Annotated in this window: 11 protein-coding genes and 1 pseudogene; 10 read left to right on the top strand and 2 right to left on the bottom strand. The window is 60.4% G+C overall.

The genetic code is table 11. The annotated features are described in order from the left end of the window. Window positions 1–84: 84 nt before the first annotated feature. From ACFE72_RS05775 to ACFE72_RS05760, 4 genes are all read left to right on the top strand, one after another. Complete coding sequence (locus tag ACFE72_RS05775) at window positions 85–855, top strand: ABC transporter permease (RefSeq protein WP_375412108.1); 771 nt, start codon at window positions 85–87, stop codon at window positions 853–855. Then, window positions 852–1,676, top strand: coding sequence for an ABC transporter ATP-binding protein (locus ACFE72_RS05770; protein WP_375412107.1), 825 nt, complete (start codon window positions 852–854; stop codon window positions 1,674–1,676). Before ACFE72_RS05775 ends, ACFE72_RS05770 begins: the two co-directional genes overlap by 4 nt. 25 nt (window positions 1,677–1,701) lie before the next feature. Continuing rightward, the gene (locus ACFE72_RS05765; protein WP_375412106.1) at window positions 1,702–2,697 is read left to right on the top strand and encodes an ABC transporter substrate-binding protein; all 996 of its coding nucleotides are present in this window, start codon (window positions 1,702–1,704) and stop codon (window positions 2,695–2,697) included. 96 nt (window positions 2,698–2,793) lie between these two features. Continuing rightward, window positions 2,794–3,516 (top strand): sulfite exporter TauE/SafE family protein, encoded by a 723-nt coding sequence (locus ACFE72_RS05760; RefSeq protein ID WP_375412105.1) that lies wholly within the window; start codon window positions 2,794–2,796, stop codon window positions 3,514–3,516. Between the two features lie 92 nt (window positions 3,517–3,608). Here ACFE72_RS05760 and ACFE72_RS05755 read toward each other — a convergent pair. Together ACFE72_RS05755 and ACFE72_RS05750 are read right to left on the bottom strand one after the other, a co-directional pair. Beyond that, a pseudogene (locus ACFE72_RS05755) lies at window positions 3,609–4,057 on the bottom strand (cupin domain-containing protein). 113 nt (window positions 4,058–4,170) lie between these two features. Further along, a complete protein-coding gene (locus ACFE72_RS05750) occupies window positions 4,171–5,793 on the bottom strand; it encodes an ABC-F family ATP-binding cassette domain-containing protein (protein ID WP_375412104.1) in 1,623 nt (540 codons plus the stop codon). Between the two features lie 320 nt (window positions 5,794–6,113). Here ACFE72_RS05750 and ACFE72_RS05745 point away from each other — a divergent pair, with 320 nt between their 5' ends. From ACFE72_RS05745 to ACFE72_RS05720, 6 genes are all read left to right on the top strand, one after another. Next, the gene (locus tag ACFE72_RS05745; RefSeq protein WP_375412103.1) at window positions 6,114–6,338 is read left to right on the top strand and encodes a hypothetical protein; all 225 of its coding nucleotides are present in this window, start codon (window positions 6,114–6,116) and stop codon (window positions 6,336–6,338) included. 2 nt (window positions 6,339–6,340) lie between these two features. Then, window positions 6,341–7,567: a radical SAM protein gene (locus ACFE72_RS05740; RefSeq protein ID WP_375412102.1), complete on the top strand. Its 1,227-nt coding sequence runs from the start codon at window positions 6,341–6,343 to the stop codon at window positions 7,565–7,567. Further along, on the top strand, window positions 7,560–7,772 hold the full coding sequence (locus ACFE72_RS05735; protein ID WP_375412101.1) for a hypothetical protein: 213 nt from the start codon (window positions 7,560–7,562) through the stop codon (window positions 7,770–7,772). The genes ACFE72_RS05740 and ACFE72_RS05735 overlap by 8 nt, the downstream gene beginning before the upstream one ends. Before the next feature lie 955 nt (window positions 7,773–8,727). After that, window positions 8,728–9,036: a DUF485 domain-containing protein gene (locus ACFE72_RS05730; protein ID WP_375412202.1), complete on the top strand. Its 309-nt coding sequence runs from the start codon at window positions 8,728–8,730 to the stop codon at window positions 9,034–9,036. Between the two features lie 11 nt (window positions 9,037–9,047). Next, window positions 9,048–10,727 carry a cation acetate symporter gene (locus tag ACFE72_RS05725; RefSeq protein ID WP_375412100.1) on the top strand — a complete coding sequence of 560 codons (1,680 nt, stop codon included), beginning with the start codon at window positions 9,048–9,050 and terminating at the stop codon, window positions 10,725–10,727. A 375-nt stretch (window positions 10,728–11,102) separates the two neighbouring features. After that, a complete protein-coding gene (locus ACFE72_RS05720) occupies window positions 11,103–12,236 on the top strand; it encodes a M20 family metallopeptidase (RefSeq protein WP_375412099.1) in 1,134 nt (377 codons plus the stop codon). Window positions 12,237–12,283 lie beyond the last annotated feature (47 nt).

Below are 12,283 nucleotides of genomic sequence, written 5' to 3'. Positions count from 1 at the left end.
ACTCCGCAACCGCCTCTTGTATGGTCATCCTATCTATAATATGACCTGATCTGGATCAACTGCAATCGCCTGGACCTGCGCTTCATGGACGGAAGTGTCGCGAGACGCTTTTTACTCGGACTTGCGCCCTGGGCCGGCGCGATCGCGATCTGGTATGGCGTGCGCTGGGCCGGATTTGTCAACGCATCCCTGATCCCTGCGCCGCATCAGGTCGCATCCAAGTTCGTCGAACTGTTGTTTCACGAAGGCCTGCTGTTTGACGTCTATGCTTCGACACGGCGGGTTTTTCTCGGCGTCGCTCTGGGGATTTTCGCCGCCGTTCCGATCGGCTTCCTGCTGGGTTGGTATCGACCGGCGCGCACCTTTGCCGATCCGATGATCAATTTCTTCCGTGCGCTGCCGCCGATCGCGCTGATCCCCCTCGTGATCGTTTATTTCGGCGTCGACGAGGTCGCAAAACTCGTGATCCTGTTCTACGCCTCGTTCTTCGCGGGCGTCATCGTGATGTATGAGGGCGTCTCCCAAATCACCCCGCTCTACATCCGGGTCGCGCAAACCCTGGGGGCCGGCGAGTTGGAAATATTTCGTAAAGTCATTATTCCGCTGACCTTGCCGCACATTCTTACCGCGCTTCGGGTCGCGCTGGGGGTAGCCTGGGCAACCCTGGTCGCATCCGAACTGATCGCGGCACAGCGCGGGCTAGGCGCAATGATTCAGAATGCCTCGACCTACTTCCTGCTCGACGTCATCTACGTCGGCATCATCTGCATCGGATGCGTTGCTTTGATCATGGACATGGTCTTGCGTCGGATCAGCGCACGCCTGCTGGTGTGGCAGGAAAGAGCTGCGGCATGAGCGCGGTCACAAGCATTCATCGCGCGCAATTCGATCGCGTCTCGCTGATGTTCGACACGCCGAAAGGCAAACTCACCGTGGTCGAGGACGTAACCTACGACATCAATGACGGCGACTTTATTGCCGTAATCGGTCCGTCCGGCTGCGGCAAGACCACGATGATGAACATGCTGGCCGGCTTTCAGAAGCCGACTGCAGGCACCGTGCTGTTCGACGGACAACCCGTGAGAGGGCCCGGCCCCGAGCGCGGGGTCATCTTCCAGGAATACGGCGTCTTCCCCTGGTTGACGGCCAAGGAGAACATCGCGTTCGGCCTGCAGTTGAAGGCCAACCATGTTCCCGTTTCGGAGCGGGACCATATCTGCGAACACTATCTCGCGCTGATGGGCCTTTCGGATTTTGCCAATTCCTATCCAAAACATCTGTCGGGCGGAATGCGGCAGCGGCTTGCCATCGCGCGGGCCTACGCCGTTAAGCCGCAGTTTCTGCTGATGGATGAACCGTTCGGGGCACTCGACGCCCAGACCAGGGCAAACATGCAGAATCTGCTGCTCAAGGTGCTCGGCACCGAAAGCAAAACCGTCATGCTTATCACCCATTCGGTGGAGGAAGCGATCTATCTTGCCTCGCGCATTGTCGTGGTGACGGCGCGACCCGCCCGGATCAAGCAGATTATCGAGGTGCCCTTTGCTTACCCCCGCGACGAATCGCTGCAGGAGCGCGTCGAATTCGGCGCGTTGAGAAGCCACATCAGGGAACTGGTCATGAGCGAATACCGCGCCCAGCAGGCGCAGCTGCGGCCGGTTTCATTTTCGGAATGATCAAAAAAAATAACGGAGGAACACCATGGATCGACGACAGTTTCTGGCCACGACGGCAGGCATCGCGCTCGGCGGATTTGCAGCTTCCGCACCGGCTCTCGCGCAGGCCAAGACCAAACTTCGCGTCGGCTATCTGCACACGGTTGCCGTCGACGGGCAGATCTGGACCGGGATGGACCGCGGCACATTCGAAAAGCAGGGCCTCGATCTGGAATTGCGCCAGTTCAACACCGGCCTCGAGATCTTCCAGGCGCTTATCGGCGGCAGCCTCGACGTGCTGGCGACGGGCGCGGTGCTGTCGAACTTCCCCGCGCGCGGACAGGGCAAGGTGTTTCTGATCAACGATATCGAGGTGGCGACCGCGCAGCTTTGGGTGCGCTCCGATGCAGGCATCAAATCGTTCGAGGACTTGAAGGGCAAGCGCATCGCAACCGCGACCGGCACCACTGCCCACGTTTTCCTCGACAAGGCGTTGCGCGCCAACAAAATCGATCCGAAGGATGTCGAGCTTTTGAATCAGACCATGCCGGCGGCGGTGACGTCGTTCATTTCCGGCGCCGTTCCGGCGGTGGCGCTATGGGTGCCGTTCAATGTCACCGTGCGCGACAAAGTTCCTGGCGCGGTTAAACTTGCCGATGCGTCGGCCTACTATCCGCAGGCCGCGATCATCGGCGGCTGGGCCGCCGCCAATGACTATTATGAACCCAACAAGGAAACCCTTGCCAAGCTCATCAAGGGGTGGGCCGAGGCCAATGATTACATTATCGCCAACAGCAACGAAGCGATGGAATCGCTGCAGAAGGCCCACTACAGCCAGACGCCGCTGGCGGATATCAACGAGTCGTTCAAGGCGCAAAAGATGTTCAGTTCGCGGGACTGGAAACGGCTATACTCCGATGGCACCGTTACCGGCTGGCTGCAGCAATCGACCGACTTCTTCATGGCAAATGCCGGAATCAAGGACTTCACGCCCGCAAGCAAATATTTCGATCCAGGCCTCTATCTCAAGACGATCGCGTGAGTCGCGATCCACGAGAACGGCTTTGACGATTGCTTTTCGCGAAGGCCGGGTTTCCAAGGGTGTTCCTGCTTGACATGGGGACCGGCAACCTACGTCATGGCCTGCGTCTTCGCCGCGGCCATCGTCCGCGGCTATAGCGGATTCGGCTTCTCACTCCTCGCAATTACGTCATTGTCGCTGGTGCTGCCGCCGACGGAAGTGATCCCGCCGGTTTTCATGATGGAGGTCGCGGCAAGTATCAGCCTGCTGCCCGGCATCTGGAAGGATATTCACTGGCGCTCGCTGGGTCTGCTGGGCGCCGGATGCCTGGTAGGCACTCCGGTCGGCGTGCGGGTTCTTGCAAGTGTGCCCGCCGCCCCCATGAAGATCGTGCTGGCGTCGGCCGTAGTCGTTTCAGCCGGATTCCTTTGGTCCGGCTATACCCGCAAGACCATGCCCGGTGCGTCGGAAACGATCGCAATGGGCGGCATCTCCGGTCTGTTGAACGGCGCCGTCGGCATCGGCGGGCCGCCGATCGTCGTGTTCTTTTTCAATTCGCCGGCCGGAATTGCAATCGGCCGCGCTTCCCTGATCGCGTTCTTTATCGGCACCGACGCGGTGGCGCTGACCTTTTTGGCTGCCGAGGGGCTGGTGACCAACGAAGCGTTCCATCGCTTTGTCGCTTTTGTCCCGGGGTTGCTGGCCGGCCAGTGGATCGGCGCGCGTAACTTTGAGACTGCAAACCCGGTCGCGTTCCGCCGCTGGATATTGGTCCTGTTGATGGTGCTCGCACTTTTGACCGGCTTGCAGGGTGTCATGGCCATGCTGAGGGCGTCTTGATCAACACCTCCGCGCCTGCAGACGACGGCACTGGCGTGATCTCCCGCGCATAGCTCCGCATCCCGTGCAGAATGCGATGAAGCGAAGGGTTTTCAGCCCTTGGCGGTGTGGCCCCAGGTCCGGTCCCAATCCTCCCCTGCGGCATCGACGACGCGGCCGTCGGCCTCAAAGAACTTGTTGGGAACTTGAAAGATCGCGAGCATCAGCCCGCCCTGCGGACACCATGCGACGTGGCGGCTGCCCTGCTCGCGCCAGATGATTCGCCGGCCTTGGCCTCGATGCCCTCTGCGGGGCCTTCCTTGTCGACCAGGCTGCCCTCTATAACGTAGGTCTGCTCGATGTTGACGTGCTCGTGGTCGGGCAGCACCGCGCCTGGCTGAAACCGCATCAGCGCAGTCATCAGGCCGGTCCTGCGGTCGAACAGCAGCGTCTTGGCCTCGCAACCGGGGAAGCGGGTTTTCTGCCACTCCATGTTCTCAGGGCGAACAAGGTGGGAATGCGTGCCGGCGGTCTGCGCGCTTTTTGGCGTCACGGCATCCATGCGATCCTCCGTTGCAATGATTTTGCACGATCATAGCAGCTTCGCGCGCACTCGTCTGCCGGCGTCAATCCAAGCGCGGTCATACCCTGCCGCTTCGTCCGGATTCGCCTCGCTCAACTGCGCAGGCCGGGCGCCTCGTGGCCGGTACGAGCCACGTACTCCGTATAACCGCCGCCATACTGGTGAATGCCTTCGGGCGTCAGTTCCAGCACCCTGTTGGACAATGCTGCGAGGAAATGCCGGTCATGCGAGACGAACAGCATGGTGCCCTCATATTCGGACAAGGCCGCGATGAGCATCTCCTTTGTCGCCATGTCCAGATGGTTGGTCGGCTCATCCAACACCAGGAAATTAGGCGGATCGTACAGCATCTTCGCCATCACCAGCCGCGCCTTCTCCCCACCCGACAGAACCCGGCACTTCTTCTCCACGTCGTCACCGGAGAAACCAAAGCAGCCGGCCAGCGCGCGCAAGCTGCCCTGCCCTGCCTGAGGGAAAGAGTCCTCCAGCGACTGGAATACCGTGCGCTCGCCGTCGAGCAGATCCATGGCGTGCTGTGCGAAGTAACCCATCTTCACGCTGCCACCCACGGCGACCGTGCCGTCGTCCGGCTGCGTGGAGCCCGCGACCAGTTTCAGCAACGTGGACTTGCCCGCGCCGTTGACACCCATGACGCACCAGCGCTCCCGGCGGCTCACCATGAAGTCTAGGCCTTCGTAAATGTTGCGGCTGCCGTAACCCTTGCGCACATTCTTCAGGCTCACGACGTCCTCGCCCGAGCGAGGAGCGGGCAGGAAATCGAACGACACCGTCTCGCGGCGCCGCGGCGGCTCTACCCTTTCGATCTTGTCCAGCTTCTTGACCCGGCTCTGCACTTGCGCCGCATGAGACGCGCGCGCCTTGAAGCGTTCGATGAAATTGATCTCTTTGGCAAGCATCGCCTGCTGACGTTCGAACTGCGCCTGCTGCTGCTTCTCTGCCAGCGCGCGCTGCTGCTCGTAGAACTCGTAATTGCCCGAATAGGTCGTAAGCTGACCGCCATCGATCTCCACCACCTTGGTAATGATGCGGTTCATGAACTCGCGGTCATGCGAGGTCATCAGCAGCGCGCCCTCATAACCTTTCAGGAACTGCTCCAGCCAGATCAAGCTCTCCAGATCCAGATGGTTGCTGGGCTCGTCCAGCAGCATGGCATCGGGACGCATGAGCAGGATGCGGCCCAGCGCCACGCGCATTTTCCAGCCGCCGGACAGCGCGCCGACGTCGCCGTCCATCATCTCCTGACTGAAGCTCAGGCCGCTAAGGACTTCGCGCGCGCAGCCCTCCAGGGCGTAACCATCCAATTCCTCGAAACGGTGCTGCACTTCACCGTAGCGCGCGATGATGTCTTCCATCTCGTCGGCACGCTCGGGATCGGCCATGGCGGTCTCGAGCTCCTTCAATTCAGCAGCCACGATGCTCACAGGGCCGGCGCCGTCCATCACCTCGGATACGGCGCTGCGGCCGGACATCTCACCCACGTCCTGGCTGAAATAGCCGATGGTGACGCCGCGATCGACAGCCACCTGGCCTTCGTCGGGGAGCTCCTCGCCCGTGATCATACGGAACAGCGTGGTCTTGCCGGATCCGTTTGGGCCGACAAGGCCGATCTTCTCGCCCTTCTGGAGCGCCGCGGCAGCCTCGATGAAGAGGATCTGATGGCCGTTCTGCTTGGAGATGTTATCGAGACGAATCATGTGCGCAGGAGCCCGAAAAACTAAGTTGCGGCTGCTCTTAGGCCATGGCGCGCGGCTGTGGAAGGGTATTTCGAATGCGCCATTAATCCATGACGGCGGGTCCCGCGCTATCAATGCAACGACGCGACGATCCGTAAGATTTTACGCTCTTTGCAGCGCGCATCCTATGAAGTTTCAGCCAACTGAGGAGAAGCCGTCCGCGCCCTGATCGCCGCCCGCCGACCCCGCCGGGACCTTCGATCTTGCCAGAAATTAATTTTGCACATACTCTTCTTAACCGCGACAAGGCCGCTCTCTAACTCCCTTGAAGGAGATAAAGTATGGCAAAGCCTCCTACACAATTCCTCACCCTAGAGACGCTTCATAAGCTGCTCGATCCCGGTCGGGTCTTTTATCGCCCCGCCGTCGATGACGTCCTCCACCGCGGCGAATTCGCCGAAATTCAGGCGCTGCTGAAGGGAGCCCGGGAGGTCAAGGACCACTATGGCGATCTTGACAGCCTGATCACCAAACTCGAAGGCGCGGCAAAAAAAGCCCAGGGATAGCGGTGACCGAGCGCCGGACCGAGGCTCTGCCGGTCCGCTATGCGGGGCTCGACGATATCTTGAAACGCGTGCCGGTGAGCGTGGTCTGGGAGATCACGCTCGCTTGCGACCTCGCGTGCCAGCATTGCGGGTCTCGCGCGGGGCGCCGCCGTCGGGACGAACTCACCACATCCGAAGCTCTCGACCTGGTCGAGCAGATCGCCGAGCTCGGCGCACGAGACGTCGGTCTGATCGGCGGAGAAGCCTATCTACGCAAGGACTGGCTTAAGATTGTCGCCGCGATCCGCGCCGCGGGTATGCGATGCGACCTGCAAACCGGCGGGCGTAACCTGAGCGAGGACCGCATCGCCCGCGCCGCCGCTGCGGGACTGTGCGGCGTCGGCATTTCGATCGACGGCATCGGCACGACCCATGACGGGATCCGGGGCGTGCCCGGATCTTTCGAGCTCGCACTGGCGGCACTGCAACGGGTCCGGGCTCACGGCTTGTCGTCAGCAGTAAACACCACCATTAACGCGCGCACGCTGCCGCAACTACGTGAACTCATGGACATCATCATAGATGCCGGGGCGAGCAATTGGCAGCTGGCGATCATGACAGCGATGGGTAATGCCGCCGACCATCCGGAACTGCTGCTGCAGCCATGGCAAATGCTCGAGGTCATGCCATTGCTGGCGGAGCTCGCTGTAGAGGGACGTAAACGCGGCCTGTTCCTGCAGCCGGCAAGCAACGTCGGCTATTACGGCCCCTATGAATCGACCATCCGCAATGTCGTCGACGACGAGATCTACTTCCACGGCTGCAATGCCGGCGACACGGTGATGGGAATAGAGGCTGACGGCACCATAAAGTCATGCCCCGGTCTGCCCAGTCCGTACGCCGGGGGCAATATCCGGCAAACGCGGTTGCGGGATATCTGGGAGAACGCCGACCCGCTCGCTTTTGTTCGCCGCCGGACCATCGACGATCTGTGGGGTTTTTGCCGCACCTGCTATTATGCAGAAACCTGCATGGCCGGCTGCACCTGGACCGCGCATTCGCTGATGGGCCGCGCCGGTAATAACCCGATGTGCTATCATCGGGCGAACGAGATGGCGCGAAGCGGGCTGCGCGAGCGGCTGGTGAAGGTCAAGGATGCCGGAGGTCAATCATTCGACCATGGCGAGTTCGAGATCGTCGTCGAGACCGCCATGCCGCGCGTTTCCGATTCCACCTCCGTTCATGGCTGAGTCTGGCCGTGTCCCGCCATTGCTGCGCCTCTGCCGCGGCTGCCGCCAATTTGTGCGCCTGAACGATACGGACTGCCCTTTTTGCGGCGGCGAGGTCAACGCGCTGCAGGCCGATTATGAGAAACGCGTTGCCGATATGCGTCATGCTGCAGCGGAGCTGCGCGAAGCGTTGGCCCGTCTAGGCGTCGAGGATCGCAAGGCCTGAGCGCGATCGGCGCGTTCCCGCACAATTCAGCCCGCAACCCGATCGAGCAGTTGGCTTACTCCGCCTGCTAGGCTGCGGACGCGATCAAGAGCCGCTATGTGAAAGACCAGGTCCGCTGTTGCGCGATCGACGCGTCATGATGACGGCGGGTTGTCGTGACGCTGCCGCTGGTCGGCGCGGCCCGCGTCGACGGCGATACCACACGCCGCAATGTGAGATTCAAGATTGTGCGGCCTGCCGCAAGCTGGCCGTCGGCGCTACCGTGCCAAATCGCTGGATTTAGGCCCAGGCCGCCGATTTCAACGAATTCCGTAACCCCCCGGCGATCAAGCGCAGCGGAATTGCATGGATGCCGGAACCGCTTGACGCGTTCATTGCCGATCCCGCCGGCAAATTGCATGCCGTACCCGGTATGGTCAGCGCGGGCGACGACGCCAATCTGTTCATCTATTGCAACCGACCGCCAACTGCCGTCACTCCAATGGCTCGAGCTTTACAATTTCCACTCTCATCATGTTTGAGAGGATTCCCCGCATACCGCTCGAACCCTGCATTCTGGTAGGTGATCGACGGCCACAAGGTCAATAACTTACAGAGCGCCGTCGGATCGCAACCGACAATCGTTGCTCTCTCGTCAATACGTGGTGACAAGCCACAACGCGTGGTATTATTATTTCACTACTTCTGGTATTATGATTACGCTATTTCCTGGCACGACACAAGCCCAGCTTGCCGAGGCAGCCGTTCTTCGATGTCGGACCGCAGGTCGTGGGACGCTGATGGCAAGGGTGCTGACGCGCCTAACAGAGGGTACCCTTGTGATCGCCAAGAACTGGCCCCGGGCCGATGCTCAATCTTCGCGGCCACGGCGACGTCTCGACCCTCCGTGATCCCAACCATGCTCGATGACCTCAGCCAGCCGGAAGAACCGCGCAGATATAAGGAGCTAAACGGTATGCCAACGAACGATTACCGCCGTATCCTCGACGACCCCGCGTTCCAAAATCTTGTCCGGGAACGGTCCCGCTTCGCCTGGCTTCTTTCGGCAGCGATGCTCGTCATCTATTATGGATTCATCCTGCTTGTCGCGTTTGCCAAGCCGCTTCTGGCAACAAAGGTGGGCAGCGGCGTCACCTCCCTTGGAATCGTGCTCGGCATTTTTGTCATTATATCCGCCTGCGTACTTACCGGGCTCTATGTTCAGCGCGCAAACGGCCGTTTCGATGAGCTGACGCGAAAACTTATCGGGAGCGTGACGCGATGAACCGCAATCTCATGGCAATTTTCGTTGGCCTGATCGGCGCGGCAGCATTTTCTCTGGCCGCAGCGGCCGCCGGTCCCGATCTGGGACCTGTTCAGAAGCAGTCGCTGAACTGGGCTGCGATCGGCATTTTTGCATTGTTCGTGCTGGGCACCCTCGGGATCACGTATCGTGCGGCGACGCAGACCAGGACCACGGCCGATTTTTATGCCGCCAGCGGCGGCATTACCGGGCTCCAGAACGGCCTCGCGATTGCCGGCGACTTCATGTCGGCCGCCTCATTCCTCGGAATTTCCGCGTTCGTGTTCACGTCCGGCTTTGACGGCCTGATTTACTCGATCGGGTTTTTGGTCGGCTGGCCGGTCATGCTGTTCTTGATTGCCGAGCGCCTGCGCAACCTCGGCAGCTTCACCTTCGCCGATGTCGCCTCATTTCGCCTTGACCAAACCCAGATTCGCATCCTGTCGGCAACCGGTACACTGGTGGTCGTCGCGTTCTATCTGATCGCGCAGATGGTGGGAGCGGGAAAGTTGATCCAGCTGCTGTTCGGTATGGAATATCTCTACGCGGTAGCGATCGTGGGCGTGCTGATGATTATCTATGTCGCCTTCGGCGGAATGAAAGCGACCACCTGGGTGCAGATCATCAAGGCGTGCCTTCTACTCACCGGCGCCACGTTCATGTCGCTGATCGTGCTTTACCGGTTCGGCTTCAGCCCTGAAGCTATGTTCGGGGAAGCAGTCAAAACTCACCCCAAGGGTGACGCCATCATGGCACCGGGGGGACTGGTCTCTGACCCGATCTCCGCGATCTCGCTGGGCATGGCGCTGATGTTCGGTACCGCGGGCCTACCGCATATCCTGATGCGCTTTTTTACGGTGGCGAACGCGCAGGAGGCGCGGAAATCCGTTTTCTACGCCACCGGCTTTATCGCGTATTTTTACATTCTTACCTTCATCATCGGTTTTGGGGCAATCACCTACCTCATGAACGATCCGAACTATTACAAGCTCGGCGCTGGAGGCGCCTACGACAAGCTCAACGATCTGCTTGGGGGCGCGAATATGGCGGCCGTCCATCTTGCCGCCGCGACCGGGGGTTCCGTATTCTACGGCTTCATCTCCGCCGTGGCTTTCGCCACAATTCTCGCTGTTGTCGCGGGGCTGACCTTGTCGGGGGCCTCGGCGGTAAGCCACGACCTCTACGCTTCGGTCATCGCGAAGGGCCGCATCGCAGAGCAGAAAGAGGTCAACATTTCGAAGATGGCGGCGATTGCTATCGGTATTATTGCAGTCGTGCTAGGCTATGTCTTCGAAAACCAGAACGTCGCCTTCATGGTGGGGCTTGCATTCGCGGTTGCCGCAAGCTGCAACTTCCCGGTCCTTCTGATGTCGATCCTCTGGAAGGGCACCACGACTCGCGGCGCCGTGATCGGCGGCCTGCTTGGCCTTGTAAGCGCCGTCGTCATGGTGGTGCTCAGCAAGGCCGTGTGGGTGACCACGTTCGGCTTCAAGGAGGCGCTGTTTCCGTACGACAACCCGGCGATCTTTTCAATGACTCTCGCGTTTCTGGGCATCTGGGTTTTTTCAAAGCTCGATACAAGCCCACGCGCGCGCGCCGAACAGACCGCGTTCGAGGCGCAATATATCCGTTCGGAAACCGGGATTGGAGCGGCCGCGGCGCACGTCCACTAGGAGCATACCGGGACCGATCAAGCCGGCGGAGGGAGCGAACTGGGATCGAGCTCTCCGCCTGGTCCACGCCTATGGCGGCTGCGGTTACTGCGCTGCGGAGCCATGCTCCGGCAAGAATACACGCGATGTGAAACACCTCATGGGATGAGCCATCCTTGATCCTTTTTGGATGTTTCCTCGGCAACTGACGACGGCGCCGCGCGCCGACTCATCGCCTATTGGCAGAAGGCTGCCAGGTAGCGGTTGGATAGGGGCATGGCGCTTCACTCGGCGTCGTGGCGCAAGCGTCCTTCGGCGGGCGAACCGGCAGAATTTGTGGTCTGCGGATGTGCTAGGGGATACAATCGGACACCGAGCGGAGGCATACACCATATCATGCCGATTGACCCCATCGAACTCTCGCGCGAACTCATTGCCTTCAATACGATCAACCCGCCCGGCAACGAGCTGAGCTGCATTCGGCACCTGGAGAAAATTCTTAGCGATTCCGGACTGGAGACGTCGCTGCAAAATTTTGCTCCGGATCGGGCCAATCTGGTCGCCCGGATAGGAGGGGTCGGCAGGAATCCTCCGCTGTGCTTCACAGGTCATGTCGATACGGTCCCGCTCGGAAGCGCGCCCTGGAGTGTCGACCCGTTTGCGGGCGAGATTATCGACGGCAAGATGTACGGCCGTGGCTCGACCGACATGAAATGCGGTGTAGCGGCGTTCGTCGCGGCGATCGGTAACATGACCGCGCAGCTTGAAGGCACCAGTGGTGCGATTCTCGTCATTACTGCCGGAGAGGAAATTGGCTGCGAGGGGGCATTTCATCTGGCGCGCGCCGGCATTCTTGGACCGGCCGGCGCGATCATTGTGGCAGAGCCCACTTCAAATGCAGCACTGGTCGGACACAAAGGCGCCCTTTGGCTTCGCTTGACGCTCAAGGGCACTACTGCTCATGGATCGATGCCTCATCTCGGCATCAATGCGGCCTACAAAGCCGCGCGCGTAATCACCGCGCTAGAAACTTTCCAGTTCAACGTGGCGCCACACCGCTATCTGGGATCTCCGACCCTCAACGTTGGCACTGTTCACGCCGGGCTTAATGTAAATTCCGTTCCTGATCTCGCTGAAATCGGCGTCGATATCCGCAGCATTCCAGGGCTGGATCATTCCCGCATTCGGGAACATCTGAAGGCGGAGCTCGGCGAAGACGTTTCGTTAGAGACGATTGTCGATGTCGGCGCCGTCTGGACCGACCCCTCCCTCTCCTGGATCAGCGGCGTGTATGGGATCGTGCGCGACGTCACTGGAGAGGAGGCCGGCTCCGAACCCCGAACGGCGCCCTATTTTACGGACGCGTCGGCCTTAACCCCCGCCCTCGGCAACCCTCCAACCATCATCCTTGGCCCCGGCGAGGCCGCGAAAGCTCATCAGACAGATGAGTATTGTTCCGTTCAACGCATTCGGGAGGCGTCGGATATCTACGCAAGGCTTGCTGCAAAATGGAGCGAACGGTCGGAATAGCCGCTTCACCGGATCTCGTGATAGATTAACGGCGGCTGGCACCACGG

The organism is uncultured Bradyrhizobium sp. (assembly GCF_964252615.1).
Taxonomy (GTDB): domain Bacteria; phylum Pseudomonadota; class Alphaproteobacteria; order Rhizobiales; family Xanthobacteraceae; genus Bradyrhizobium.
Note: the sequence above shows the minus strand (reverse complement) of the source record. Positions and strands in the feature narration are given on the sequence as shown.

Bases quoted from the DNA above. Each gene is read 5' to 3' on its own strand.
- ACFE72_RS05775 (WP_375412108.1), top strand. From the start codon at position 85: ATGGACGGAAGTGTCGCGAGACGCTTTTTACTCGGACTTGCGCCCTGG.
- ACFE72_RS05720 (WP_375412099.1), top strand. From the start codon at position 11,103: ATGCCGATTGACCCCATCGAACTCTCGCGCGAACTCATTGCCTTCAAT.
- ACFE72_RS05735 (WP_375412101.1), top strand. From the start codon at position 7,560: ATGGCTGAGTCTGGCCGTGTCCCGCCATTGCTGCGCCTCTGCCGCGGC.
- ACFE72_RS05730 (WP_375412202.1), top strand. From the start codon at position 8,728: ATGCCAACGAACGATTACCGCCGTATCCTCGACGACCCCGCGTTCCAA.
- ACFE72_RS05760 (WP_375412105.1), top strand. From the start codon at position 2,794: ATGGCCTGCGTCTTCGCCGCGGCCATCGTCCGCGGCTATAGCGGATTC.
- ACFE72_RS05745 (WP_375412103.1), top strand. From the start codon at position 6,114: ATGGCAAAGCCTCCTACACAATTCCTCACCCTAGAGACGCTTCATAAG.
- ACFE72_RS05770 (WP_375412107.1), top strand. From the start codon at position 852: ATGAGCGCGGTCACAAGCATTCATCGCGCGCAATTCGATCGCGTCTCG.
- ACFE72_RS05725 (WP_375412100.1), top strand. From the start codon at position 9,048: ATGGCAATTTTCGTTGGCCTGATCGGCGCGGCAGCATTTTCTCTGGCC.
- ACFE72_RS05765 (WP_375412106.1), top strand. From the start codon at position 1,702: ATGGATCGACGACAGTTTCTGGCCACGACGGCAGGCATCGCGCTCGGC.
- ACFE72_RS05750 (WP_375412104.1), bottom strand. From the start codon at position 5,793: ATGATTCGTCTCGATAACATCTCCAAGCAGAACGGCCATCAGATCCTC.